Source organism: Roseovarius sp. S88, assembly GCF_037023735.1.
Taxonomy (GTDB): Bacteria; Pseudomonadota; Alphaproteobacteria; order Rhodobacterales; family Rhodobacteraceae; genus Roseovarius; species Roseovarius phycicola.
In genome coordinates this window covers 806,520-832,625 of sequence record NZ_CP146069.1, presented here as the reverse complement: position 1 = coordinate 832,625, position 26,106 = coordinate 806,520, and the positions used below count along the sequence as shown (strand labels likewise).

Below are 26,106 nucleotides of genomic sequence, written 5' to 3'. Positions count from 1 at the left end.
GACAGACCATGAGCGACCGGCGCCCTTCCGACATCGCCCGCACAGTTCTGGAAACTGAGACGAATGCGCTCAGCCAGATGCGCGAGGCCCTGCCCGATGCGTTTGATGATGTAATAGAGCTTCTGCTGGCCACGAAGGGCCGGGTCATCGTGTCTGGTATGGGCAAATCCGGGCATGTCGCTGCCAAGATTGCCGCCACATTGGCGAGCACGGGCACGCCCGCACAATACGTGCATCCCGGAGAGGCCAGCCATGGCGATCTGGGGATGGTGACAGCACAGGACGCGATGATCCTGATTTCGAACTCTGGCGAGACCAGGGAACTGGCTGACATCATCGCCCATTGCGCTCGGTTTTCTGTTCCAGTGGTTGCGATCACCAAAAAACCAAGAAGCACGTTGGGACGTCAAGCAGATCACGTGCTGACATTACCCGACGCCCCCGAAGCTTGCGGCATCGGCGCGCCCACCACATCAACCACCTGCACGATGGCTCTGGGCGATGCAATTGCGGTGGCCATGATGGAGCTACGTGGGTTTGAAAAAGAGAATTTCCTGGCATTTCATCCCGGAGGCACGCTGGGCGCCCAGCTCTTGAAGGTATCCGCCGTGATGCACACCGGAGAGGAACTGCCAGTTGTGACCCCAGACACCACTATGGGCGATACGCTTTTGGAGATGACAGCGAAAGGGTTTGGTGTGGCTGCAGTCGTCGCTGACAACCGCCTGCATGGCGTGATCACCGACGGGGACCTGCGCCGCAACATGGACCAGTTGATGACGCGTTCTGCAGGCGAAGTGGCAACGCAGAATCCCATGACGACAAGCCCTGATACACTCTTGGTCGAGGCGCTAGGTGTGATGAACACAAACAAGCGGACGGTGCTTCTAGTCGTTGAGGATACCGGCGCGCTTTGCGGTCTGGTCCATATCCACGACGCGCTGCGCGCGGGTGTGGCCTAAACTTTTCTGAAAAGTTAAGGCAAAAGCCTTCAGAAGGCTTTTGCGGCGACTACCCTGCAACCTCATCCAAAGCCGCGCGCAGCAATTCCCATCTGCCTTCAAGCGGATAGTGGTGATTGCCGACAAAGAGCCCGTTCTGGTCAATATCATTGGCATGACGCAGCTCACCATGGATCACATGAGCCATGTGCTTGGTTACAACATCGTTCTTGGCGAAATCGCCCGCCACGATGGGACGGCAATCGACATTGTACTTTCCCAGTGCCGCGATCAGGTCGGCGCGGCTGAAACCCGCATCCGGTTCCACCACCATTGAAAAGCCAAACCAGCTGCTCTCCCCAATTTCCCGCTGAATGCGGATCTGAGGGTATCCCTGCATGAGCGCGCGGAACTGTTCGGCATTGTTGCGGCGCTCAGAGACGATCATCGGCAGTTTAGCGATCTGTTCCTGCCCGATCGCCCCGCTCATCTCTAGCGGGCGCAGGTTGTACCCGGGCAGGACAAACTTGAAGCTTTCCTCAAAGGGATCGTCCGATTTTTCGCCCGTTACGTGGTTCACCTTCGGCAAGTGCCGGGTCCAGCCATGGCTGCGCACGGACAGCATGATGTGATAGAGTTCTTCGTCGTCTGTCACGACAAGTCCACCCTCCATGGTCGCGATATGGTGCGAAAAGAAGGATGAATAGCTGCCCGCGATGCCAAACGTTCCGGCCTGCCGCCCCTGATAGGTGGCCCCAAGGCTTTCGCAATTGTCTTCCAGGATCAGGATGTTCCGGTCTCCGATGATGGCTTTGATCCGGTCAAACTCATTGGGATTGCCCAAAAGGTTCACCACCATGATCGCGCGCGTTTCGTCCGTGATGGCGTCCGCCAGAGCCTCAAGATCATAGTTGAGCGTGTCAGGATCGATATCCACGAACTTTTGCAAAAGCCCATACTGATGCAGCGGATAGTAGGTCGTGGACCAGCTCACCGCAGGCACGATGACTTCAGCCCCTTCCGGCAAACCGTGTTTGGAATGATACCGCAGGGCCGCCACGATGATCAGGTTGGCCGACGACCCGGAATTGACCATCAACGCATGGGCCGATCCCATGGCGCGGGCAAACTGGTCTTCGAACTTGGCCACTTCCGCCCCCATCGAGAACATGCCGGATTTCACCACGCGCTCAATGGCGGCGTATTCCTTGTCGTCCCAGCTTGTGGTGGCCAATGGGAATCCGTCGGTATCACTCATGCGTCGCCTCGTTTCAAAAGGTCCTGAAAGTGCAAATAGGTCTGTGCGATACCGTCTTGCAGAGTGGTTTTTGGCGTCCAGCCAAAACGTGTCTGCGCGCTGACGTCGAGAAGTTTCTGCTTCATACCGGTGGGCTTTGAAAGGTCATGCGTGAAATTCCCCTCCCACCCGATCACTTTTGCCGCTTCTGCGTAGTACTCATTGATCGAATAGTCATAGCCCAAACCGATATTCATCATGCCTGGCAGGCACTCAAACCCGTCTACCGCGGCCCAGACACCGTCTGCCAAATCCTCTGAGAACATGAATTCACGCCGCGCTGTGCCGTCCCCCCAGATTTCAACCGTGTCTGCGCCCCGTTCTTTTGCCTCATGCACCTTGCGGATGATCGCCGGAACTAGATGCGAGACCTTGGGGTCGAATTTGTCGTTGAGCCCATAGAGATTGCAGGGGATGAGCGTTTTATAGGCTAATTCAGCACGTTCCTGAGAGACGAATGCACAGAGCCGTGCGACCGCTACCTTGGCCAGGCCGTAGCCCTCGTTTGTTGGCTCAAGCTCCCCTTTTCCAAGGCTCTCTTCGTGCAGAGGATTGGGCGCGTCATGTGGATACATGCAAGAAGACCCAAGGTTAAGCACCTGCGGCACACCTGCCTCGCGCGCGGCCAGAACCACGTTGAAACCCATATCCAAATTGTCCGCCAAAAAGGCCGCGGGTGAGGCCATATTGGCCTGAATCCCTCCCACACGCCCGGCGGAATGAATGACAATATCCGGCTTTTCACTGGCCAGGATCGCCATCACTGCCTCGCGGTGCGTCAGATCAAGATCGGCACTTTTAGGTGCCAAGACCTGATGCTCGGACGCGCGATCATGCGCCTGAATGGCGCGGCCCACCATCCCGCGCCCGCCTGTCAAAAAGACCTTCATGCGCGCGGCAATCCATCTTTGGCTTCTTCCAGATCACTCAGTGCCATTTCCTCAACCAGGTCTTCAAATGGCGTTTCCGGCTCCCAGCCAAGCTGCTGCCGCGCCTTGCTGGCGTCGCCCAAAAGCGTCTCCACCTCGGCGGGCCGGAAATAGGTCGGATCGACCCGGACAATGATCTTACCCGTCTCGTCGCGACCTACCTCATTCACGCCTTCGCCCTCAAAGGTCACTTTCATGCCCAGCACACTGGCCGCACGTTCTACAAACTCGCGCACAGAATACTGTTGCCCCGTGGCAATGACGTAATCCTCAGGCGTGTCCTGTTGCAGCATGAGCCACATCATCTTGACGTAGTCGCGCGCATGGCCCCAGTCGCGTTTGGCGCTCAGATTTCCGAGACGCAGTTCGTCCTGCACGCCCAGCTTGATACGCGCTAAGGCACGGGTGATCTTGCGCGTGACAAACGTTTCGCCGCGAATGGGGCTTTCGTGGTTAAAGAGGATCCCGTTGCAGGCATACATCTCATAGGCTTCGCGGTAGTTCACCGTGATCCAATAGGCATAGAGCTTGGCCACCGCATAAGGGCTGCGCGGGTAGAAGGGCGTGGTCTCGCGTTGTGGCGTTTCCTGCACCAAACCGTAAAGCTCGGAGGTCGAGGCCTGATAGAACCGCGTCTTTTCTCCCATGCCCAGAAACCGGATGGCCTCGAGCAGGCGCAGCGCGCCCATGGCATCGGAATTGGCGGTGTATTCAGGTTCCTCAAAGCTCACCGCGACATGACTTTGCGCGGCAAGGTTGTAGACCTCATCGGGTTGTACAGTTTGCAGAATTCGGGTCAGAGACGAGCTGTCAGTCATGTCGCCGTGATGCAGCTGGAACTGCCCTGTTTGTCCCGGCTCCCCCTCAAAGAGATGGTCGATGCGGGCCGTGTTGAACAGCGACGTGCGCCGCTTGATGCCATGCACCTCGTATCCCTGAGCGAGCAGATACTCCGAAAGATATGCCCCGTCCTGACCGGTGACGCCGGTGATGAGTGCTTTTTTCATGGGCTGCGCCCTCATGTTCTTTTGCCTTGCTCACCGGATACTGGTTTGAAGCGGAAATGAACAGAGTGTTTGAGCCTCGAGACAAACTCAACAGGTTGGATTGTGGTCGCAGCATGGGACCTTGAAAAGCGCAGGGCGGCAGTAGCCGCCGCCCCCGCCGATTGGATGGGAATGCCTCACAGATCGCTGACTGCGGTGCTGCGGATGTCTTTCCAGTTTGTGTATGCTTTCGAGATGGTGCCAGCGCGGTCTTGGTTGAACGCGTCAAAGATCTCGCGGTTCAGGAACACATAGAGTTTGCCGTCAATCACAGCGTGATACTCGGGGTCGCCGTCGAACTTCTTGCCGACCGAAACGCCGAATGTACAAAATCCACCATTTTGCGGCAGATAGGCCTCGGGATTTGACTCAAACGCCTTCTTGTTCTCGGCGTTGGTGAAGTAGTACGCAACGCCGTCATGGACCGACGCGTGCGCCGCTGTGCCTTCAACCGGGTTTTCCGTAATAAGGAGTTCTACGGGATCCACGCCGTGCAAGCCAAGCGGCGCATTTGCGGCGGTCAGACCGTTTGAGACGTTGTATTCATCTGCGGCAAAGGCGGCCGGAGCCCCCAGGACGATGCCAGCCATTAATGCGGATGTCAGTGCGAGTTTCTTGAACATGGTGTTTTCCTTTTGTTGTGCGTGACTGGAAGGCAAAATTGAAATTCCCTTCCGTACACACCCACCTAAGAAACTTGAGAAGCTACGCAATATATCAATTATTTTCATGTACTTAAGGTATTATTTTCTGTACGATCTGCATTTTACAAGACCTGCTAAACACACGTAAAAAAGGCCACAGCAAAGCTGCGACCTTTTCTGTGAGTGGTGGCGTGGTGATATTCAGGCCATCGCAGAGCTGTCTTCTGGTTTGTGCAGTCCGACAACCAGCAACACGGTCAGTCCCAAGACTAGGTAATACCAGAACTCGATCCCTACAAAGCCCAGTGCAAAAGGAGCTGCGGCAAAAACAACGCCGACAGCGCCATCAACGGCAAGGTGCAGGCTATAGGGCAGAACCCGGATGAGGCCCAGATGATGATCGGTCAGAACCGTCAGCAACAGGGCGGCACCACCCGTCACTACAGACAGCCAGAAGGCCAGGATGTTGATCTCACCCAGTCCAAACAGAAATGGCATGGCCAGCAGGCCAAGTGCCACGGGATAGTCGAGATACGCGTGAATGGATTTCGTGATGAAACGCGGAAGCATGGTTTTCATTTCCTCTTGTTAGATGGGTGGCAAAGCACCGATGGAAACGAAATAAGCAGGACGAAGCCTTCAATCTATGCGCAAAAATTCAAAATAATGTGCAGAACGTTCAAGATTCAGAACGTTATGCAAAATTACTTTTCTTGAAACCTGCAGGCGTAAGACCTGTTGCCTTCTTGAACGCACGCGAAAATGCAGAGTCTGACGCATAGCCCGCGCACGCAGCTACGTCGCTGAGTGATTTAGCCGGGTCTGCCAATTGCTTTTTCGCGATTTCCAACCGCCAGCCTGTCACATATTCCATCGGCGTCATGTCCATACATTTTTGGAATGCGACGGCAAAACTTGTGCGCGACATGCCCGCAGTCTGCGCCAGAGACGCGACCGTCCATGCTTCGGTCGGAGATTTGTGAAATGCATCCAGAGCGCGGCGCAAATTGGCATCAGAAAACGCGCCCAAACCCCAGTTCACTGCCTCATCGCTTTCCATGAAGCTGCGCACCGCCTGCGCGAGAATGACTTCTGACATTTTTAGCGCGATGAGATCACCGCCCATGCGCGTACCGCCAGCTTCTTCACCGATCAATCGCAGCGTCGCTTCCATCCACTTTCCAGCGCTCTCACCGTAATTTCGGATGTGGATGTACGGCGGCAGGCGTTCCAGTAAAATGTGCCGGGTGTTTGGCATAAAAGAAAAATGTCCGCAGATCAACTGCGTCTCGCTATGGGGTTCACCCCCGCCATAGACAAGGACACCGGAGCCGTCATAGCCGGATTTTTCGAGCACGGCATCAAGCGGCATAATCGTTCGTTCAGGTATATGGCCGCAATACAGGTCATGGGCCGCACCATGCGGGATGATGACCAGATCGCCCTGGGCCATTGAAACTGGCGCATCCGTACCCTCCACCGCAACCAGACATTGGCCACGATGCGCAAAATGGAACCGCGCAACGTTTTCGTAGGCTGGCACAGCCACACCCCAAGGTTTGGTGAAGGATGTGCGGAAGTACAAGGTGCCGCGCATGGACAGGTTCGTGAGGATATCACTAAGCAAATCGAGCATGAAATTTACCTAAACTAACTGCTGCGTATGTACAGTCTCACGAACGATCTGCACATAAATTTGAACCTCGCAGGTCCAAAAGCACCGTTTTTGATCGAAACCTTTATGAACTCAAGTTATCAAATACACCGTCCGCCATCCACCTCCATACAGACACCAGTAATCATGCTGGCCTCATCACTGCACAAAAAGGCAGCCGCGTTACCCATGTCCTGCGGCGTGGAAAAACGACCCAGAGGAATGGTCGACAGGAACTTTTCACGCATCTCGGGCGTGTCTTCCCCCATGAAACTCGCCAGCAGCGGCGTTTCCCCGGCCACGGGATTGAGCGCGTTCACGCGTATACCCGACGGTGCGAGTTCAACAGCCAATGCGCGCGTGGCGGTGATCATCCAACCCTTTGAGGCATTGTACCAGTTCAGCTTGGGACGAGGACTGACTCCAGCCGTTGAAGCGACGTTGAGTATTGCGCCAGAGCCGCGCTCTTTCATTGCGGGGACAAAGGTGCGTGCGGCCAGATAAACGGACTTGCAATTGACTGCGAATACCCTGTCAAAATCTTCTTCGGTGACATACTCGGCCGCTTGCGGCAGATGCGTGATACCGGCGTTGTTGACGATAATATCGGGCATGCCAAAAGTCTTTTCCGCAGCCTGCGCCAAGGCCTGCATGCTGGCCCCGTCAGAGACATCCACAGGGCAGGCCGATACACCCAAATCCGACGCCAGGGCCATCGCCGCAGGTGCATTGATATCGGCAATCATGACCTGCGCACCTTCGGCCAAAAATTTGCGCACGATGCCTTCGCCAAATCCGCTGGCACCGCCGGTTACTATCGCTGTTTTGCCCTCCAGTCGCATCATGCACCTCCCTTGTCCTGCCGTTCTTGGTAAAGCCTTTGTCGCGGACGCGCCAGTCAACAACCACAAGGTCTTGTCTTATCCATCAAAAGGAGTGACCGATGATTCCGAAGTTTGGTTCCGAAACCGCTCTATTGCTTATTGACGTGCAAAAAGGCGTCAATGTTCTGACCCATTGGGGCGGCCCAACAGGGCGACGCAACAATCCAGATGCTGAGGCTGAAATGGCACGGCTGCTGGAGACCTGGCGCACAGCGGGCCTGCCGGTGATGTTCACGCAGCACGACTCGCGCGAGGCGGCTTCGCCTTTGAAACTCTCTTTGCCAACAGGCGAGATGATAGATGGGTTTGAGCCGCGCGATAGCGACATCGTCATCCAAAAGGACGTGAACTCAGGATTTGTTGGCACTAACCTTGAGTTGCGCATGCGCCAGCTTGGCGTGACACGTCTGGTGATCGTCGGGTTTTTCACCAATTTCTGCGTCGAAACCACGACGCGAATGTCCGGCAACATGGGGTATGACACCTATTTAGTGCCTGATGCCTGCGCCACAACGAACCGCGTGGGGCCAGACGGCACGGATTATAATCCGGATCTGGTGCACGCCATGGCAGTCGCGTCGCTCCACGGCGAATTCTGCACAGCGATTACCGCGGATCAGGCGATTGCTCTGACCAAGGCTGACGCCCCGGATTTAGAGCGCGCGCAAGGCAACGAGTAGATCACTCCGGGCGCGGCACTTCCCAATCCACATCCGAGATACCGGCCAGTCGCGCAAATCGCGACAGTTCCCGTTCAAGTTTGTTGATCCGTGACGCTGTCCACTTGACGCGTGGTTCAGGCCAAAACCCGGTCACGCGCATCCAGCCTTGATCACGGTTCGCCTTCAGCTCCAAACGCCCTATGAAACGCTCACCTTCCAGCAGCGGATACACATAGTAGCCCCAACGCCGCTTGTCCTTTGGCACGAACATCTCGTTGCGGTAGTCAAAGCCAAAGAACCGCTCCAACCGGTTGCGATCGCGGATGGCGGGGTCAAAAGGGTTGAGTAGACGCAGATGCGAGGACACGGCCTCGGCCTCGACCAAACGGTTTTCGATATCGTCCGCCCCCCACATGGCGCGCCAGCTACCATCAGCGCCTTGCACCTCTAATGGCACAAGCTTGCGTTGCTCGGTCCATCGTTTGGCCTCGCGCGCGTCCATGACATCCCAAAATCGCTGTATCTCGCCCGTTGTTGCCATACCGAGCCGGTCCAAAGCCTGATCACACAGCCAAGCGCCGGACATGTCCTCCCCGGACAATGACACAAGTCCGGTGGGAACACCCGTTCTCCAAGGTCATAGAACTTCACGAAATTCTCGCGGTGGCACGTCGCCAGTTCTCCGGCATACCACATCTGATCCAGCGCCTTTTTATGAGGTGGGCGCGCCCACATTTCCCGGCTTTCAGCCTTGGTATCAAAGGCGTGGGTCGAGAGCGGCCCTTCTTGCGCGATACGGTCGCGAATACGACGAACCTCATCCTGCCCCAGCCCGGATTGGTACCAATCGCTGTTGGCAACCCTGGCCCCGAGGCGGCGGAATTGACGCTGCCAGAAGGGCAACACTTCTATCGGTATTAGCGACGCGTCATGGGTGAAGTGTTCGAACAACTGACGTTTGCGCAGCAGTGGCCAAAGCAGTTTTTCGCGATAATTGCGGTTACGCGACCACAAGATGTGGTGATGCGCGCGCGTGACATTTCGGATCGTGTCGATCTGCAGGAACCCCAGGCGACGTATGGTCCTCATGACATCGACTGGTCCACTTGGGTTTTCGGCCAAATCATTGGCATGCAACCACACTCGCCTGGCAGTGCGATTGTCGACCTTCAAAGCGGCTGTCACGGCAAGCTCATGTAAATCAGCGTCTCCCGCAACTCACGTCCTTTCAACTCCATGACCGCCTCCATGAACAGCCGCCCGATCTGACACGCCTGCTTGTTTCGGGCACGCTCCAGATTGCCAATGGCATTCAGAAGCGCACGGGAGTTTTCGGACCGTTCAATCTTCTCCGCCAAACGCCCGTTGACCCGATCTTCAATCTCGATGCTTTTGGCTACACTTAGAAGTACAGGTTTGTGCGTGACGCCAAAACGGGCGGCCTTGGCCTGAATACGGTAATACTCGCGCAACGACTCGACTGTGAATCCAGCGGCCAAACGAGTGACGAGCTCTGAAAATTTTTCGGGAGACAACTGATCCCGCACCGCACGACCGCATGTGCGTTCCGGCAGAGATTGCAACATGATCTGCTCGACGCGATAATAGTATCGAAGCTCCCGCGTATTCAGATGCCCCAAGCCACGCCGTATTAGGCCTATGACCAAACCGCCTGAGTTGCGATTCACGCTCTCCGGTGATTGATAGGCGGCGATCAGTTGATCAGCGAGATATCCTGCAAGAACCGGGTCGCGATAGAGCAGACCCGCTTGTTCGACCGCGAGATCAAGCTTTTCACCGGAATATCCAAGAGCCTCATATTCTCGACGAATGAGCGCGAAGTCCGGTATCTCACCCAAGAGACGGATGACGTCACTTCGGTTCGCCGTAATCTCGGGCGATTGGGCATGTGCCGGTGCGACCAGGGTCAACACAAGCCAGGTCAAAAGAGAAATAACTCGCAAGAAAAGCTCCTGTTCGATGAACGGACACACGCCCGCCTGCCTCACCGTAGCGGTTTTGGTGTGATTGGAAAGGAGCCGGAGCTCCGATAGATCGACTTTACAGACAACACTAGGGCACAAATGCGTGAGCACATGTGCTGATCTGATACACCTCTCGCGTGGCACTTTAATAAAGTACCCTTCCCGATCAACGTATTGCGTCCTTGCATCGCAGTGGATTTACCCGGGCATTGCTGCTAAGCCAGTAGCGTCATTTGATTGCGTCACGAGGGTTTCCATGAGCGCCACAGCCCGAAAATCCGCCCCTATGCCGGATGATATTCGTGCGATGAAAGGCGGCACACCTATAGTGTCCTTGACAGCCTACACCACGCCTATGGCTGAACTGATGGATGCCCATTGCGACTTTGTCCTTGTTGGCGACAGTGTTGGCATGGTGCTGCACGGCTTGCCAAGCACACTGGGCGTGACGATGGAGATGATGATCCTGCACGGTCAGGCGGTGGCACGGGGTCTCAAGACTGCGATGATGGTCGTGGACATGCCATTTGGATCTTATGAAGAAAGCCCGGCTCAGGCGTTTGGCAATGCTGCCCGTCTGATGGCTGAAACGGGTGCCGGCGCGGTCAAGCTGGAGGGCGGCGTGGCCATGGCCGAAACGATCCGCTTTCTGGTGAACCGCGGTGTGCCGGTGATGGCGCATATCGGCCTGACACCACAGTCCATCAACACGCTTGGCGGCTACAAAGTGCAGGGCCGCGACGACGGCGCTGAACAGGTGCTGGCCGATGCACGCGCCGTGGCCGAGGCTGGGGCCTTTGCTGTGGTTTTAGAGAAACTGCCTGCATCACTTTCGGATAGAGTGACCGCCGAAATTCCCATCCCGACTATCGGCATAGGGGCTTCCGCCGGATGCGACGGACAGATCCTGGTCCATTACGACATGTTGGGCCTCTTCACCCGGTTCAAACCAAAATTCGTCAAACGCTATGCCCATCTGGGCGAGGATGCGGAGAAAGCCATTGCCGCCTATGCCGATGAGGTCCGCACCCGTGCTTTCCCGGCCGAAGAACACATTTTCGCGGACACGGCCCCGGCCAAAGGCAAAGCCAAATGACAGCGCCGATTTTGCGCGACCTGCCGAGCCTTCGGGCGGTCACGCGTGACTGGCATATGGCCGGTGAAACCGTAGGTGTCGTGCCGACGATGGGAGCTTTGCATGACGGTCACCTGTCGCTTGTGGCAGCGGCAAAGAAGGCCTGTGACCGGGTGATTGTCACGATCTTTGTGAACCCCAAGCAATTCAACAATCCCGACGACCTCAAGAATTATCCGCGCACCGAGGAAGATGACGCGCGCAAGCTTGAACGTTTTAAGGTGGATGCGCTCTGGGTGCCGGATGGTGATCAGATGTATCCGGACGGATTTGCGACGACAGTTTCCGTGGCGGGTCTCACGGATGTGATGGACGGAGCCTACCGCCCCGGTCACTTTGACGGGGTGGCCACAGTTGTGACCAAGCTTTTCACCCAGACCGCCGCCACAGATGCTTTTTTCGGCCAAAAAGATTTTCAACAGCTCCTCGTCGTGCGCCGCATGGCCGCTGACCTTGATCTGCCGATCACTGTGCATGGCTGTCCGACAATCCGCGACATCGACGGGCTTGCTCTGAGCTCCCGGAACCTGCTGCTCAGTGACCGCGCCCGCACTCTAGCCCCACGTCTTTTTGAAGAGCTTGAAGGCATCGCCGAGGGCCTCAAGGCCGGACACCCCTTTGCCACTTTGCAGGATCAGGCCAAGGATCGGCTATTGAAAACCGGTTTCACCGAGATTGACTATATCGATCTGCGCGCCCAGAGCGATCTGACGCTGGTCACCGACACGACACAGCCCGCGCGCCTCTTTGCTGCTGCCTATCTTGCAGGGGTGCGCCTCATCGACAATATCGCGGTCTGATCTGGCTTCTTTCTTGTCAAAAATACCCAATTCAGCGCCTGACCTTACGCACTCAGCAAATCCTGCAGCGCCAGCGCCATCACCTGCGCGCTTTCCACCATATCGTCGATGCCCACATACTCATCGGGCTTATGCGCCAGATCAAGAACGCCGGGGCCATAAGCAATACAGTTTTTCAACCGGCCAATGCGGTCGATATGTTTCTGATCATAGGTGCCCGGGCTGACCACATAATCCGCCTCGCGGCCAAAAACATCGCGCACCGCCTCGGCCACGGCCCCCACAACGGGCGCATCACGCTTGGTCATTGTGGGTTCGACACTGTGAATGCCGTGAATGTCATACTCAAATCCAGGCCGCGCCTCGCGCACACGTTCCAGCACATCGCGCACTTCCTGCTCAACCTCGCCTATGTCTTCTTCAATCAAAAACCGGCGGTCGATCACCATGCGACAGCGATCTGGCACGCAGGCGCTTGGCAGGCCGGTGTAATCTTCTTCCTGTTCCGGCTCACCACCATGGATCGAATTGATGTTGAGCGTGGATTGCTTCGCCCCTTCCGGCACCACCGGCATATCGGTGCGTTTCTGTGCCAAAGCTGGGAAAAGGCTTTCTTCCATCTCCGCCACCACGGCCCCCATATGCCGCACCGCACAATCGCCAAGAAACGGCATTGAGCCATGTGCGATCTCGCCCTTGGTCTCAATCTCGGCCCACCAGACGCCACGATGGCCAAGGCAAATGCGATCCTTGTTCAATGGCTCCGGGATGATCACATGCTGCACACGTTCTGGGCTAAAATACCCCTTTTCTGCCAGATAGGCGACGCCGCCAAACCCACCGGATTCCTCATCTGCTGTGCCGCTGATTTCTATTGCCCCGGCGTAGTCCGGGCAGACATCTATAAAGGCCTCGGCGGCAACAATGCTGGCGGCCAGACCGCCTTTCATATCACAGGCCCCGCGCCCATAGATCTTGCCGTCTTTCACCTCACCGCCAAAGGGATCAGTGGTCCAGCCATGGCCCACTTCGACCACATCAATATGGCTGTTGAAGTGCACGCACTGTCCAGGCGTCTTGCCCTCGCGCCGCGCCACGATGTTCCAGCGCGGATGCGCATCGCTGTCGCCAATCGCGCCTTCTGCGCGGATGAGTTCGGTATGGAACCCAGCACGCAAAAGCCGGTGATCCAGATAGTCGCAAATCTCGCGGTAGTTGGTGCCGGGCGGGTTCAGCGTGGGAATGCGAATGAGGTCTTGTGTCAGCGCGATCAAGTCATCGCGCCGCGCCGCGACTTCTTTCTTGAGTTTCTCAGAAGTGCTCATACCCGTCCCTTTCAGCGTCAAATCAGCCTAACACCGCGGTGTCTCAAAGGGGAAGCAATGCTTACGTTAAAAGCCGTTTTATAATCTCAGGAAGCGCTGCGAAGTCGTCAAAAGCAGCATCATGGTGGAGTCGGTCCACCGGCGTTTCTCTGTAGCCTTCGGTATAAAGCGCAAACGGCACACCAGCACGCTGGGCCGTCTCCGCATCCACCTCGCTATCGCCCACAAAGACCACCTGCGCGGCTTTCATTCGCGCAATCGTTTCAAGCAGAGGCAGCGGATCTGGCTTTCGTTTAAGCGTGGTGTCACCGCCAATGATGACACCAAACTGCTGTTGAATACCCAAATGCGACAACACCACCTGCGTTGGGCCTTCAGGCTTGTTGGTGCAGATGGCTAAGGGCCACGCGTCTTTTGTGAGCGTATCGAGGCAGGTGGCAACGCCAGGGTAGAGCTTGGTCAAGTGCACCGCGCTTTCATAGAGGGCGAGAAAATCACTCAGCAGCTGATCGCGCAATGCGGTTTCCGCTTCGCGCCCCCGTGCGGCCAGACACCGCTCGATGAACACCAAAGCCCCATGCCCCACAAAGCTGCGTGCCTCTTCCAAAGAGAACGACGCAATACCCCTGCGCATCATTACCCTGTTGGCCGCCGCATGGATATCCGGCGCACTGTCAATCAGCGTGCCATCAAGATCAAAAATGACCGCCTTGGTCATCCCCCGCAGGCATCTCGGATGGCCGCCATATTGGCGCCGTAGACCTCTGGCTTATCCACCGAGCCGCCTTTGAACACCGCCGACCCGGCAACCAGCACATCGGCCCCGGCCTCATGCACCAAGGGTGCGGTCTCTGGCGTCACTCCGCCGTCAATTTGAATATGGATATGCCGGTCGCCAATCATCTCGCGCAGACGGCGGGTTTTCTCGACTCCTGAATGGATGAACTTCTGCCCACCGAAACCTGGGTTCACCGTCATGATAAGCACCATGTCCACCAGGTCGAGCACGTGCTCTATGCTCTCCAAAGGCGTACCGGGGTTGAGGCTGACACCGGCCATTTTACCCGTAGCCTTGATCGCCTGCAAAGTACGATGAATATGCGGCCCAGCCTCAACATGAGCGGTGATCATATCCGCCCCTGCCTCGGCATAGGCTTCGATGTAAGGGTCCACGGGTGCAATCATCAGATGCACATCCATGAAAGTGTTCACATGCGGGCGAAACGCCGTCACCGCAGGAGGACCAAAAGTCAGGTTCGGCACGAAATGCCCGTCCATCACATCCACATGCACCCAATCCGCGCCCTGATCCTCAATCGCGCGGATCTCTGCGCCGAAATTGGCAAAATCCGCAGACAGGATTGAAGGTGCGATTTTCAGCGAACGGTCAAATGGCATGTGGCAGGCTCCCTTAGCTGCTCTGCTCTTGCGGTCTTTGAGCGCTCAGGTCAACCACCCGGATTGATCGTAGCCCCCATTCGTGCCACGAATTGCTCCCGACCACCGCAAAAGGCACCGCGATCATGCAAGGCTTGATGCAGCATCATCCGCTTCGGATCATCGACATCCTGACCTATGCCGCCGAGGCGTTCCCGGATCAGGGCATCGTGTCGGTGCGCGAAGAGGGCGATGTGCACCGTGGCTTGTACCCGCAGGTTCTGGACCGCGTGTCGCAACTGGCCCATGCTCTTCAAAGACTTGGTGTTGGCATGGGTGACCGCGTGGCAACATTGGCCTGGAACGGATATCGCCATTTTGAGCTTTATTACGGCGTCTCAGGCATCGGCGCGGTCTGCCACACGATCAATCCGCGCCTGTCGCAAGAACAGCTTTGCTTCATCATTACCCACGCTGAGGACAAAGTGATCTGCGTTGATCCAAGCCTTCTACCGGTTCTGGAGGCTGCCAAGGCGCAGCTACCCCAAGACATTGTTTTCATCGTTTTGACGGACCCGGCGCACATGCCGGACACATCACTTGACGTGCTCAGCTACGAAGACCTTCTCGCGGTGGAACCTCCAACATTTGACTGGCCTGTCTTCCCCGAAGAAACAGCCGCCGGGCTGTGCTATACTTCCGGGACCACTGGCAATCCCAAAGGGGCGCTATACTCACATCGCTCTACGGTGCTGCACGCGCTGATGGTGGTCGCGGGCCATCCGCAAAGCCTGTCCAACGGCAAGTCGGTTCTGCCGGTCGTCCCGCTCTTTCACGTCAATGCCTGGGGCATGCCCTATACCGCGCCACTTGTGGGCATGACGATGGTCATGCCCGGATCAAAGCTTGATGGAGCCAGCCTGTTCCGACTGATGGATGCCGAACAGGTTTTCTCGGCCTGGGGTGTCCCCACAGTCTGGGCCGGGCTTTTGCAGGAAATTCAGACCCAAGGCCGTCTGCCAATGGGCTTTGCCGATCTTGTGGTCGGTGGCTCTGCTGCGCCACGGTCGATGATTGCCGCCTATGAAGAGATGGGCGTTAACGTCAATCAAGCCTGGGGCATGACCGAGATGAGCCCCATCGGCACACGCGGCATTTTACCCAGGGGCTTGCAAGATGCGCCGTTTGACGAACAGGTAGATGCCAAGGTGGGCGCAGGTCGCAGGCTCTTTGGTGTGGACTTCAAAATTGTCGATGAAGACGGCACGCCCCTGCCCCATGATGGGCAGATAGCTGGCGAGCTTTTCGTGCGTGGCAACACGATCATCTCGGGGTATTTCGAGAACGAGGATGCCACACGAGCGGCGATGGACAGCGATGGGTGGTTTGGCACCGGCGATGTCTCGACGCTTGATGCCAACGGGCGTCTTATCGTGCGTGACCGGGCCAAGGACCTGGTCAAATCGGGCGGCGAATGGATCAGCTCGATTGATCTTGAAAACGCCGCCGTGTCGCATCCTGGCATTGCAGCCTGTGCAGTAATTGCCATCCCCCACGCCAAATGGGACGAACGCCCGGTGCTGGTCGTGGTGCCTGAAGGCGCAGCGCAGGTTAGCCTTGAGGAGATCCACGCACATTTGACACCTGAGTTTGCCCGCTGGCAGTTGCCCGATGACATCCTTTTTGTCGAGGCGCTGCCCCTGACCGCCACCGGCAAGGTGTCCAAGCTGACCTTGCGGGCACAGTTTGCCGACTACGTGCTGCCAGATGAGCGCGACGTATGAACCTTGAGCTTGACACAAAGGCCGTCGCGGGCTGGGCCCGTAGCCATGTTCCCGGGTTTCAAGGGACGCTCTCGGCCACCAAGTTTTCAGGTGGACAATCCAATCCCACCTATCTGCTGAAAACGCCCCCGCGCACTTACGTGCTGCGCCGCAAACCAACCGGCGTTCTGTTAAAATCCGCCCATGCGGTCGACCGGGAGTTTCGCGTGCAAAAGGCTCTGGCGGGCGCGGAAGTTCCCGTGGCAAAGATGTTGGCCTATTGCGCCGATGACACCGTCATCGGGTCCGAGTTCTACATCATGGACCATATTGAGGCCCGCGTGTTTGACCAACCCAGCATGCCGGACCTCACCCCCGCACACCGCTGGACCATCATGGACGACATGAACCGCGTGCTCGCCGCCATCCACGCCGTGGATATCAACGCGGTAGGCTTGGCCGATTACGGCCCGCCAGGGCACTACTGCGCCCGGCAAACCGATCGGTGGACAAAACAATATCGCGCCACACAAACCGAAGCGATTGCCGATATGGATGCGCTGATCCAATGGCTTGAGGCGAACATGCCGGCCGACGACGGACAGCGCAGTTTGGTGCATGGCGACTACCGGCTGGACAATCTTCTGATCGCGCCTGATGCGCCCAAAATACGCGCCGTTCTGGATTGGGAACTGTCCACGCTCGGCCACCCCTATGCCGATCTTGCGGGTGTGATCATGCAGTGGTCCATGCCCGCCAGCAAGGAGGGCCGTGGCTTGCAAGGCGTGGATCGCGCCGCACTTGGTTTGCCTTCGGATGCAGAATTCATCGAGGACTATTGCACACGCCGGGGCCTGTCTGGCATCGCCGATTTTAACTTCTACCTCGCGTTCTGCTTCTTTCGCATGGCCGCCATCCTGCAGGGTGTGAAAAAACGCGCCCTTGATGGCAACGCGTCAGATCCCGAACGCGGGTTGCAACTTGGGGCTTACGTGCCGAAATTTGCCCGTGCCGGGCTGGAGGCGGCGCAGACATGAGCGACAAGATTGATCCCGCTCTGCGGGAAACCCCATCGCCTTTGTCCCAGACATTGGGATTTGAGTTGACCGACTGGACAGAGGGGTTTGCTCGGGTCGAGGCGCCTTTGGCCGACCATCTGATGAACAGACAGGGCCTGCCGCATGGCGGGGTGTATGCGGCGATGCTCGACACCGCGATGGGATTTGCCGGGTGCTACACGGGCGATGCGGAGGTCAGGCAAAACGCGCTGACCCTGTCGATGACGGTCAACTACCTCAGCCGCGCCTCGGGCAACTACCTGATTGCCGAGGCGCATGTGACGGGGGTGGAAAATCCACGTTTTTCGCACGCGGCACGGTGCGTGATGACACCGGCACACTGATTGTTGAGGGCACAGGCGTGTTCAAATTGCGGTCCCGGTCCTGAACACCACCTCTTGACCTTCTAGTCACTGGAACCTTTATTTACAGTGTGACCACTTGAGGATCACACAATGACCACGCTTCGCATCGAAATTGACGGAATGACCTGCGCCGGATGCGCAGGGCGGGCAGAGCGTGCCTTGCAGGCCGTGCCAGGGCTTGCGGATGCGCATGTGAATTTCGCCACGCGGTCTGCGCAAATCGACCCAAGAAAAGCCGCGCTCAGCGACATCACAGAAGCTCTGAAATCAGCAGGCTACCCAGCGCGCCAGGCGCAGGTGGCCTTGTCGATCCCAACTATGCATTGCGCCTCTTGCACCCGGCGGATCGAGGACCGCCTGATGCAATCGCCAGGCGTTGTTTCGGCCAATGTCAACCTCGCAACGCGCAGTGCGGATGTGACCTATCTTGAGGGAACAACCCAGCCGCAAACCCTGGCCCATGCCGTCACGGATGAAGGGTTCCCAGCCGAGCCCGTTGGTGAAGACACGAACGCAGACCTCTCGGACCGGCAGGCAGAAGAGATCACCCATACCCGTCGTATGACGATGATCGCTGCGGCGATGACTTTGCCAGTGTTTGCAATGGAAATGGGTGGACATCTTGTCCCTGTGTTTCATCACTGGCTGCACGGCACGTTCGGCACTACACAAATTTGGACGGTGCAGTTCGCCCTAACCACGCTCGTTCTCCTCTGGCCCGGACGGGGGTTTTTCACCATCGGCATTCCTGCTCTTCTGCGCGGCGCGCCTGAGATGAACAGCCTTGTGGCGCTGGGCACTTCTGCCGCATGGGGCTATTCCACCTTGGCGCTCTTTGCGCCTGCGCTTCTTCCCGAAGGCACGCGCGCGGTTTATTTTGAGGCCGCGGCCGTTATCGTCACGCTTATCCTTTTGGGCCGCTGGCTGGAGGCGCGGGCGCGCGGGCAAACCGGCGTCGCAATCAAGCGCCTGATCGGATTACAGCCTAAGACAGCCCGGGTGGAACGCGATGGCACACCCCGTGACATTCCCATTTCTGAGGTCGTGCAGGGCGACATCCTGCATGTCCGCCCCGGTGAAAGCTTTGCCGTGGACGGCGAAGTCTTGTCCGGCGCGTCTTTTGTTGATGAATCTATGATCTCAGGCGAGCCGGTGCCGGTTTCCAAAACCACAGGCGACACGGTGATTGGCGGCACAGTCAATGGCGACGGGCCTCTGACCTTCCGCGCCACGGGTGTTGGCGAAGACACCATGCTCGCGCGCATCATCGCGCTGGTCGAAGCCGCGCAAGGCGCGAAGCTGCCGATCCAGGCGCTGGCCGACCGCGTGGTGCGCATCTTTGTGCCCATCGTGATGACTATTGCAGCGCTGGCCGTTGCTGGCTGGCTGATCTTTGGCCCTGACCCTGCCCTTGGTCTTGCTTTGGTCGCCGGGGTCTCGGTCCTGATCATCGCCTGCCCCTGCGCCATGGGGCTGGCCACGCCCACGTCGATCATGGTCGGCACCGGCCGCGCCGCTGACCTTGGCGTGCTCTTTCGCAAAGGCGATGCGCTGCAACGATTGGCCGAGGTGTGTGTGGTGGCCTTTGACAAAACTGGCACGCTGACCCAAGGCAAACCGAGCCTGACGCATCTCAGCCTTGCATCGGAGTTTGAGCGCGCACAAACCTTGCGCCTGATTGCCGCTGTCGAAGCACAATCAGAGCACCCCATCGCCCGCGCAATCGAAGCGGCGGCAGCCGAGGAAGGCCTGCAAATTCCCACGGTAGAACACTCCACCGCTCTGCCCGGTTTTGGAATGCAGGCAGAGGTAGAAGGCCACACCGTGCTAGTGGGAGCCGCGCGTTTAATGCAGCGCGAAGGGATTTCAACCGACGCTTTGGAGGGCGATCTGAGAACACTCGGCGCGCGTGGTGAAACCCCCGTCTTCGCCGCCATTGATGGACAACTCGCCACCCTCATCGGTGTCTCGGATCCGCTCAAAACCAATGCCAAAGCTGCGATAGACGCACTACATGCCGCGGGCATCACGACCGCATTGATCACCGGCGACAGCCGCGCCACCGGGGCGGCCATAGCGAAACAACTGGGCATCGACCATGTCGAGGCGGAGGTGTTGCCCGAAGACAAGCTCAAGGCGCTGCAAGCCCTTAGGACACGCCACGGCAAGGTGGCCTTTGTCGGCGACGGGATCAACGACGCGCCTGCACTGGCCGAGGCCGATATCGGCATCGCCATGGGCACCGGCACCGATGTGGCCATTGAAGCCGCCGACACCGTGCTGATGTCCGGCGATCCGATGGGCGTGCTCAACGCGCTGCGGCTCTCACGCAAGACACTGGGCAACATCCGGCAAAACCTCTTTTGGGCGTTTGCTTACAATGCCGCTTTGATCCCGGTGGCCGCAGGTGTGCTCTATCCGCTAACAGGGCAGCTTTTGTCGCCGATGCTGGCCGCAGGGGCTATGGCGCTCAGTTCGGTGTTCGTGGTCAGCAACGCGCTGCGCCTGCGGAATGTGCGCCCGGTTGAGATTGGAGGCACGCCATGAACATCAAGGACGTCTCCGCACAAACCGGTCTGCCTGCCAAGACAATCCGCTATTACGAGGATATCGGCCTCGTCCGCCCGGGCCGCAGCGCCAATGGCTACCGGGTGTTTCAGGAGACCGATATCCACAAGCTGGCCTTTCTGGGCCGCGCCCGCGCTCTGGGATTTTCCATCGAGGACTGCCGCACCCTGCTGGCGCTCTATGAAGACGACAGCCGCGCCAGTGCGGATGTAAAAGCGGTGGCCGAGGAGCATCTCAGCCAAATTGGTGAGAAGATTGCACAACTGGAGGCGATGCGGGACACATTGCGCACATTGGTTCAAAGCTGCGCGGGGGATGCGCGGCCGGATTGTCCGATTTTGACGGATTTAGCGCGGGGATGAGGGTAAGGATGGTGGGATGAAATCCCACCCTACGGCGTTGAAATGTTTCGCGCGCGAAACGCTTTAAGCCCTTGTTAGGGTTTAAGCTTTTGCATTTTGGATCCCAACCCGCGCCTTGGGTGAGAGGAACAGCGGTAGGCCGGGTTCACCCTGACTTTTTCGGCATATTAGCGGGGTGAAACCCCGCCCTAGCACAAATGTAGGGTGGGATTTCATCCCACCTCCCCCTTCACAACTCCCGCCCGGCCTTCCACTCGCCCCATTTCATCGTCGCGGTCGCTCCGAGATAGGTAAACGGCAAGGGCGGCAGGCGAGAGGGTTCCCCCTGCCCCATCACTTCCTTCACAGTCTCACTCTCAACGCCCGAGGCCATCTCCGCCATCGCCATCCCGTGCAGCGTCCCCCGGGCTAGGCCCAGCCCATTCTGGCAGCAGGCGGCATAAAGCCCCTTCTCCACTTCCCCCAAGGCGGGCGCCCCGTTCCAACTCAGGCAGAGACGCCCGCCCCAGCGGTGTTCCATCTCGACGCCCTCAAGCATAGGAAAGCGCGCGGCGAAGGACCGGTCATGCGTGCGGCCCATCGCGGCCACGCGGGCCTCTGACACCTTAAGGCTGGGATCATAGGTCACCCGGTTGCGCATGATGATCCGCGTGCCACCTGTCCCATTGATCTTGCGCACCGTGCTGCCCATCGGGTCGGCTGGTGTAAGACCCCACTGCGCCGCCCCGCCCAATCGCGTGCTCTCCGCCTCCGTCAGAGCGCGGGTCATGGAGCCGTAGAGGAACACATGCAAAAGCCGCCCCTTGAAATGGCCAAAGCTGTTGGCATGGCCGTTGACCGCCAGGATGACCTTGGGCGCGGTGATATGGCCTTTGGGGGTTTTTGCGACCCAATCGCCTTGCCGCTCCAAGGCGACAACCGGAGTGTTTTCAAAGATCTGAATGCGGTTGCTGGCCAGTGCGCTGGCAACTCCACGCACAAAAAGCACAGGCTGCAGCATCGCTGTTCCCGGCGTGTAAAGCCCACTTTGATAGTAATCCGACCCTGTCAAATCACGCATCGCTACGGCATCAAGCACTTCATGCGCCTCACTCATCCGCGTCAGGTGCGCGGCATAGTCGAGATTATGCTGATGTCCCTTGGCGCTGGCGGCGGCGTTGGTCTTGCCAGATTGGGTGAATGCCTCTGCGCTCAACCCATATTCCGCTGCCATCTCAGCAGCAAAACCGATGGCCCTTCTGTTCATCCGGGTCTGCGCGATATCTCTTTCCAACGCCCCGCCGTAATCCTCTGACGCCAGATCATGTGGCAGGTCGATCATGAAACCGGAGTTGCGCCCGGCAGGACCCTCGCCAATCCGCTTGGCCTCCAGCAGCACAATCCGCGCATCGGGGTGTAACTGACTGAGCCGCCGAACCGCCGACAACCCAGCAAAGCCGCCACCGATCACAAGCCAATCCGCTGTGGTTTCAGCCTCCAACATCTGCGCAGGTGCTGCGCCGGGCAAAATTGCGTTCCACCCCGTGACACCGGGATCGCAGGGCATTTGGGTGATCTTCATGGCAAGCTGAGCTGAGCCATACGGCCCCCATCGATGGTCCAGACCTGACCGGTGACAAAACTCGCATCGTCGCTCGCCAGCCAGCAGATAAGCTGTGCCACCTCCTCGGGTGCGCCCGTGCGGCGGATGGGGTGAATGCCCCCGATCTCGGCGCGAAACGCTTTGGGGTCAGGCATGCTCTGAATGAAATCCTCATTGAGCGGCGTATCAATCCAACCCGGCGCCACTGCATTGCAGCGCACGCCGTCTGGCCCGTGATCCACAGCCACAGCGCGGGTGAGCCCGTGCAGCCCGGCCTTCGACGCGCCATAGGCGGGATGGCGGGGGTTGTTCCCCAACCCCTCGATTGAGCCCACATTCACGATCGCGCCACTACCGGACTTCAACAAAGGCATCGCGTACCGGGTCAGCAGGAAGGGAGCCGTGAGATTGACCTGCAACTGCAGATGCCAGTCCTCTTCTGTGGTTTCCTCAACCGTGCCCTCGCGCATCACGCCCGCGTTGTTGATCAGAATGTCGAGCGCTCCAGCCTTCTTTCGGATGTGGTCAATGACCATCTCAGGCGCTTTGGAGTCGGCAAAGTCAGCACGGATGTCTTCGTGCACAGACGCCCCTCGCTGTGCACAGAAGACCCGCGCGCCACCCTCGGCCAGAAGCCGCGCTGTTGCCGCGCCCATGCCGCTTGATGCGCCTGTGACAAGTGCTGTTTTGCCTGCGAACCGGCTCATGTCACCGGTTTCCCGCCATTCACCTCAACCAGCGCGCCGCACATGTAGCGCGCGTCGTCAGAGGCGAGAAAGAGCATCACATCGACAATCTCTTGAGGGCTGGCGATATGGCCCACCGGGACGCTGGCATTGAGCTCGTCAATCGCCTTCTCCGGGTCCAACCCCCGGATCGTGAAACCGGTGCGCAACATGGGTGTGTCGACTTCATTTGGACAGACCGCGTTCACACGAATGCCCTGATGCGCGTGGTCCCGGCCCAGGCATTGCGTGAGAGACGCCACAGCCGCTTTGCTCATGACATAAAGCGGGTGGTTGGCCCCGGGGCGCAGGCCCCAGCAGGACGACGTGTTCACAATTGCGCCACCCCCGCGCGCAGTCAGGATCGGCACAGCGGCGCGGCAAATGCGAAACGGCGCCTCGACATTGACACCCATGGTCAAGCTCCAGTCTGCATCACTTGTCTCGGTGATGTCGCCGCGGGTGATGACGCCTGCGTTGTTGAAGACCATATCGAGACCACCAAGCGCCGCCTCGGCCTGTCCTGGCAAGGCATCACTGAACGCCCCATCGAGCAGATCTCCATCGAGATGCGCATCGGCCTCTACCCCGCTACTGTCGCGATCACTTACCGCCACGCGCGCGCCTTCGGCGCGCAAGCTTGCGGCAAGAACCGCGCCAATCCCGCCCGCACCTCCGGTGACAAGCGCTGATTTCCCTTCAAATCGCATGATCCACCTCATATCGAATGGGCAGGCTTAGTGCGCCCGTGTTGCCACTGTCGGGTAGCCACTCTGGCGTGCCGTCGTAGGACACTGTGCGAAACGTCCGGCGCAGCGCCGCGAGCGCACAGGCCGTGTCGGTGCGTGCCACGAAATGCCCGATGCAATGATGTGCACCGCCGCCAAAGCCAAAGTGCTTGCGACGCTTCGCCTTGATGTCAAAGGAAGGGTCTTCGCAAATTTCAGGGTCGCGCGCACTGGCGTGAACCAGAAGATGCAGCACCGTGCCTTTGGCGATATGAACACCGTCGAGATGGACATCTTCCATTGCTTCGCGTGTAGCCCAGGTGGTGGTCGGACGCGCACGGATGAATTCCTCAACGGCGGCAGGGATCAGGGACGCATCGTTCCGCAGCGCGCGCCATTGATCCGGATTCTCGATAAAAAGCGACAGCCCAAGTCCTAGCAAGGCGCGCGTCGTATCCACCCCTCCAAAGATTGAGATCACGATGGTATTGAGAAGTTCATCGTAGCTGCAATCGCCGTTGCGATGAAATTCCGCCACCATGCGCGCCACGTAAGAGCTGCTATCGCGGCCCTTGCGCACCTTGCCGACAAGTTTGTCGGAAAGATCGAACAACGTCTCGCAGGCCTTGTTGAATCGCGCCTGATACTTGGGCGCCTCAATCCCCATGGCCAGACCGAGATCAGCGGCATTGTGGGCCACCAGCGGCCAGTCTTGGCGATCCATCCCCAGAAGCGTGGTGATCGCCTGCCCGGCGAAGGGCTCGCAAAAGGCGGTTTGGAATTCACAGTGATCCTTTTCGCGCAGAGTTTTGCAGAGATCCTGGGCAATCTCATCAAAGGCGGGTTTGAGGCTGCGCACATAGTCTTCTCTTAGCGCCGGGATCGCCAGGGCGCGCAGTTTTTGGTGCTCTGCACCTTCTCGGCCAATAACCGATGCACGCCAGAAATCGGCAAAGCTGCCTTCGATGCCCACCGTGTCAGGCCAGTTGTGGCTGCCCTGTCGGAAGCGCCGGTCGCGCAGGATTTTGCCCACCTGCCGATAGCGCAGCACCGCGAGACCAAAGGGCGTCTCGGCGCACCAATGGGTACCGCGCGCCGCAATAACTTCCGGGCCGCGTGTGGACACTGCCCCGTCCGCTAGATCGAGATATGGCAACCCACCCACGGCCTATCCCCCGAATGAGGCCGCTGGCACGCCGAACACATTAGGATCAGGTGTCACGCCAAGTCCCGGCCCCTCTGGCAGGGTGATGTGACCGCCTTCTATCCGTACGCCACCGTTTGGATCATAATGCCCGTCTATATAAGGCTGCGCGAGCCACACCCCTTCGAGCATATGCGGGCGCACAGTGGCCCCCATATGCACGCAAGCTGCATTGACGATATCCCCACCCCAGCTGTCCTCACAGGAATGTGCCAGCCGCCGTACGGCAGCAATGTCGCGGAAGGTTGAAGCCGGGCGCAGGCCGCCCAAACGCGAGATTTTCATCCCGAACCCGTCCACCAGGCCGTCTCCCACCAGACGCAGCACAGTGTTGAGATCGACCATGCTCTCATCAATATGGATCGGGTGGTTCATCAGCGGACGAATACGGGCGATTTCCTCAATCGTGTTGCAGGGCTGTTCGAGGACAAAGGGAATGTCCTGACATTCGCGCGAGAGCCGCAGGGCATCGTTGCCGCTCATCCCGCGATTGGGGTCAACGAGTATGCGGGCACGGTGGCCCACCGTTTCATAGACCTTGCGCAAGGTTGCAATGTCTTCGGCCACGTCTCGACCGCCGGCCTTGATCTGAATGCGCGGGTAGCCTTCGTTCACCTTATCCAGCGCCAGTTTCGCGATATCCTCGGGCGTGCCGATGCCCGTGGCGTAGTAAGACGGAAGCCTTGTCTGATAAGCGCCGCCCAGAAGCGTAGCCACTGACACACCAAGCGAGCGGCCAAGCGCATCATGCACAGCGATGTCGATGGCTGAACGCGCATAGGTGCCGCCCTCAACCTGAGCATCAATTGCGGCAGAAACAGCATTGACTGTCAGGTCCACACCCACTAACCCGGCTCCGATGTCATTCAACAAAGCGCGCACACCGCTCGCCTGTACGGGGGCGTATAGGGGTCCAATCGGACAGACCTCTCCCCAGCCCTCAACGCCCTGATCTGTCACCAAGCGCACCAGGGTCGTCTCAAGCGACCAGACCGGACCGTGCGACATGGTGTAGGGCCCGTTTTTAACCGGCAGATCGTGGTGGTAAATGTGGACCTCCGAAATACGCATG

27 protein-coding genes and 1 pseudogene are annotated in these 26,106 nt (G+C 58.4%); 10 read left to right on the top strand and 18 right to left on the bottom strand.

Annotated elements, in window-relative coordinates; translation table 11 throughout:
* Window positions 1–8 precede the first annotated feature (8 nt).
* Entirely contained in the window at window positions 9–962 is a 954-nt protein-coding gene (locus RZ517_RS04225) for a KpsF/GutQ family sugar-phosphate isomerase (RefSeq protein WP_338550226.1), read from the top strand.
* A gap of 49 nt (window positions 963–1,011) precedes the next feature.
* Here the strand turns inward: RZ517_RS04225 and RZ517_RS04220 are convergent, their stop codons facing one another.
* From RZ517_RS04220 to RZ517_RS04190, 7 genes are all read right to left on the bottom strand, one after another.
* Window positions 1,012–2,199 (bottom strand): DegT/DnrJ/EryC1/StrS family aminotransferase, encoded by a 1,188-nt coding sequence (locus tag RZ517_RS04220; protein WP_338550225.1) that lies wholly within the window; start codon window positions 2,197–2,199, stop codon window positions 1,012–1,014.
* Window positions 2,196–3,128: a GDP-L-fucose synthase family protein gene (locus RZ517_RS04215; protein WP_338550224.1), complete on the bottom strand. Its 933-nt coding sequence runs from the start codon at window positions 3,126–3,128 to the stop codon at window positions 2,196–2,198. Before RZ517_RS04215 ends, RZ517_RS04220 begins: the two co-directional genes overlap by 4 nt.
* Window positions 3,125–4,174, bottom strand: a complete 1,050-nt coding sequence (gene gmd, locus RZ517_RS04210) for a GDP-mannose 4,6-dehydratase (RefSeq protein ID WP_338550223.1) — start codon at window positions 4,172–4,174, stop codon at window positions 3,125–3,127. Before gmd ends, RZ517_RS04215 begins: the two co-directional genes overlap by 4 nt.
* 176 nt (window positions 4,175–4,350) lie before the next feature.
* Window positions 4,351–4,836 (bottom strand): YHS domain-containing (seleno)protein, encoded by a 486-nt coding sequence (locus tag RZ517_RS04205; RefSeq protein ID WP_338550222.1) that lies wholly within the window; start codon window positions 4,834–4,836, stop codon window positions 4,351–4,353.
* Window positions 4,837–5,058: 222 nt separating this feature from the next.
* The gene (locus RZ517_RS04200) at window positions 5,059–5,427 is read right to left on the bottom strand and encodes a hypothetical protein (RefSeq protein WP_338550221.1); all 369 of its coding nucleotides are present in this window, start codon (window positions 5,425–5,427) and stop codon (window positions 5,059–5,061) included.
* Window positions 5,428–5,551: 124 nt separating this feature from the next.
* The gene (locus RZ517_RS04195) at window positions 5,552–6,493 is read right to left on the bottom strand and encodes an AraC family transcriptional regulator (protein WP_338550220.1); all 942 of its coding nucleotides are present in this window, start codon (window positions 6,491–6,493) and stop codon (window positions 5,552–5,554) included.
* 119 nt (window positions 6,494–6,612) lie between these two features.
* On the bottom strand, window positions 6,613–7,353 hold the full coding sequence (locus tag RZ517_RS04190; RefSeq protein ID WP_338551108.1) for an SDR family oxidoreductase: 741 nt from the start codon (window positions 7,351–7,353) through the stop codon (window positions 6,613–6,615).
* A gap of 101 nt (window positions 7,354–7,454) precedes the next feature.
* On the opposite strand from RZ517_RS04190, the gene RZ517_RS04185 reads away from it, so the two are divergent.
* Window positions 7,455–8,075: a cysteine hydrolase family protein gene (locus tag RZ517_RS04185; protein ID WP_338550219.1), complete on the top strand. Its 621-nt coding sequence runs from the start codon at window positions 7,455–7,457 to the stop codon at window positions 8,073–8,075.
* A gap of 1 nt (window position 8,076) precedes the next feature.
* Here RZ517_RS04185 and RZ517_RS04180 read toward each other — a convergent pair whose 3' ends face one another.
* Both RZ517_RS04180 and RZ517_RS04175 read right to left on the bottom strand, forming a co-directional pair.
* On the bottom strand, window positions 8,077–8,643 hold the full coding sequence (locus tag RZ517_RS04180) for a DNA glycosylase AlkZ-like family protein (protein WP_338550218.1): 567 nt from the start codon (window positions 8,641–8,643) through the stop codon (window positions 8,077–8,079).
* A gap of 80 nt (window positions 8,644–8,723) precedes the next feature.
* Window positions 8,724–9,104: pseudogene (locus tag RZ517_RS04175) on the bottom strand (DNA glycosylase AlkZ-like family protein); the annotation flags it as partial.
* On the opposite strand from RZ517_RS04175, the gene RZ517_RS04170 reads away from it, so the two are divergent.
* Window positions 8,988–9,257: a hypothetical protein gene (locus RZ517_RS04170; RefSeq protein ID WP_338551217.1), complete on the top strand. Its 270-nt coding sequence runs from the start codon at window positions 8,988–8,990 to the stop codon at window positions 9,255–9,257. The pseudogene RZ517_RS04175 and the gene RZ517_RS04170 overlap by 117 nt on opposite strands.
* On the opposite strand, the gene RZ517_RS04165 is transcribed toward RZ517_RS04170, so the two are convergent.
* Window positions 9,239–10,021, bottom strand: coding sequence for a hypothetical protein (locus RZ517_RS04165; protein WP_338550216.1), 783 nt, complete (start codon window positions 10,019–10,021; stop codon window positions 9,239–9,241). The two genes, RZ517_RS04170 and RZ517_RS04165, sit on opposite strands and share 19 nt — an antisense overlap.
* Before the next feature lie 277 nt (window positions 10,022–10,298).
* On the opposite strand from RZ517_RS04165, the gene panB reads away from it, so the two are divergent.
* Window positions 10,299–11,138, top strand: a complete 840-nt coding sequence (gene panB / locus RZ517_RS04160) for a 3-methyl-2-oxobutanoate hydroxymethyltransferase (RefSeq protein WP_338550215.1) — start codon at window positions 10,299–10,301, stop codon at window positions 11,136–11,138.
* The gene (gene panC, locus RZ517_RS04155) at window positions 11,135–11,977 is read left to right on the top strand and encodes a pantoate--beta-alanine ligase (RefSeq protein ID WP_338550214.1); all 843 of its coding nucleotides are present in this window, start codon (window positions 11,135–11,137) and stop codon (window positions 11,975–11,977) included. Before panB ends, panC begins: the two co-directional genes overlap by 4 nt.
* 44 nt (window positions 11,978–12,021) lie before the next feature.
* Here panC and RZ517_RS04150 read toward each other — a convergent pair whose 3' ends face one another.
* From RZ517_RS04150 to rpe, 3 genes are all read right to left on the bottom strand, one after another.
* Window positions 12,022–13,302, bottom strand: coding sequence for an acetylornithine deacetylase/succinyl-diaminopimelate desuccinylase family protein (locus RZ517_RS04150; RefSeq protein WP_338550213.1), 1,281 nt, complete (start codon window positions 13,300–13,302; stop codon window positions 12,022–12,024).
* Between the two features lie 61 nt (window positions 13,303–13,363).
* Window positions 13,364–14,020, bottom strand: a complete 657-nt coding sequence (gph, locus tag RZ517_RS04145; RefSeq protein ID WP_338550212.1) for a phosphoglycolate phosphatase — start codon at window positions 14,018–14,020, stop codon at window positions 13,364–13,366.
* Entirely contained in the window at window positions 14,017–14,700 is a 684-nt protein-coding gene (gene rpe / locus RZ517_RS04140) for a ribulose-phosphate 3-epimerase (protein WP_338550211.1), read from the bottom strand. The genes gph and rpe overlap by 4 nt, the downstream gene beginning before the upstream one ends.
* Before the next feature lie 125 nt (window positions 14,701–14,825).
* Between rpe and RZ517_RS04135 the strand changes: the two genes are divergently transcribed.
* The 5 genes from RZ517_RS04135 to cueR all read left to right on the top strand — a co-directional run bounded on the left by RZ517_RS04135 (window position 14,826) and on the right by cueR (window position 20,795).
* Entirely contained in the window at window positions 14,826–16,463 is a 1,638-nt protein-coding gene (locus RZ517_RS04135; protein WP_338550210.1) for a long-chain fatty acid--CoA ligase, read from the top strand.
* Window positions 16,460–17,479 carry a phosphotransferase family protein gene (locus RZ517_RS04130; RefSeq protein ID WP_338550209.1) on the top strand — a complete coding sequence of 340 codons (1,020 nt, stop codon included), beginning with the start codon at window positions 16,460–16,462 and terminating at the stop codon, window positions 17,477–17,479. Before RZ517_RS04135 ends, RZ517_RS04130 begins: the two co-directional genes overlap by 4 nt.
* A complete protein-coding gene (locus RZ517_RS04125) occupies window positions 17,476–17,844 on the top strand; it encodes a PaaI family thioesterase (protein WP_338550208.1) in 369 nt (122 codons plus the stop codon). The genes RZ517_RS04130 and RZ517_RS04125 overlap by 4 nt, the downstream gene beginning before the upstream one ends.
* Window positions 17,845–17,955: 111 nt before the next feature.
* Window positions 17,956–20,412: a heavy metal translocating P-type ATPase gene (locus RZ517_RS04120; RefSeq protein WP_338550207.1), complete on the top strand. Its 2,457-nt coding sequence runs from the start codon at window positions 17,956–17,958 to the stop codon at window positions 20,410–20,412.
* On the top strand, window positions 20,409–20,795 hold the full coding sequence (gene cueR, locus RZ517_RS04115; RefSeq protein ID WP_338550206.1) for a Cu(I)-responsive transcriptional regulator: 387 nt from the start codon (window positions 20,409–20,411) through the stop codon (window positions 20,793–20,795). Before RZ517_RS04120 ends, cueR begins: the two co-directional genes overlap by 4 nt.
* 229 nt (window positions 20,796–21,024) lie before the next feature.
* Here the strand turns inward: cueR and RZ517_RS04110 are convergent, their stop codons facing one another.
* From RZ517_RS04110 to RZ517_RS04090, 5 genes are read right to left on the bottom strand one after another with little or no spacing between them, the layout of a single operon-like run.
* A complete protein-coding gene (locus tag RZ517_RS04110; RefSeq protein WP_338550205.1) occupies window positions 21,025–22,356 on the bottom strand; it encodes an NAD(P)/FAD-dependent oxidoreductase in 1,332 nt (443 codons plus the stop codon).
* Complete coding sequence (locus RZ517_RS04105; protein ID WP_338550204.1) at window positions 22,353–23,084, bottom strand: SDR family NAD(P)-dependent oxidoreductase; 732 nt, start codon at window positions 23,082–23,084, stop codon at window positions 22,353–22,355. Before RZ517_RS04105 ends, RZ517_RS04110 begins: the two co-directional genes overlap by 4 nt.
* Window positions 23,081–23,812, bottom strand: a complete 732-nt coding sequence (locus RZ517_RS04100) for an SDR family NAD(P)-dependent oxidoreductase (RefSeq protein WP_338550203.1) — start codon at window positions 23,810–23,812, stop codon at window positions 23,081–23,083. Before RZ517_RS04100 ends, RZ517_RS04105 begins: the two co-directional genes overlap by 4 nt.
* Entirely contained in the window at window positions 23,802–24,995 is a 1,194-nt protein-coding gene (locus tag RZ517_RS04095; protein WP_338550202.1) for a cytochrome P450, read from the bottom strand. The genes RZ517_RS04100 and RZ517_RS04095 overlap by 11 nt, the downstream gene beginning before the upstream one ends.
* Before the next feature lie 3 nt (window positions 24,996–24,998).
* Window positions 24,999–26,105: a mandelate racemase/muconate lactonizing enzyme family protein gene (locus RZ517_RS04090; RefSeq protein ID WP_338550201.1), complete on the bottom strand. Its 1,107-nt coding sequence runs from the start codon at window positions 26,103–26,105 to the stop codon at window positions 24,999–25,001.
* Window position 26,106: the final 1 nt, after the last annotated feature.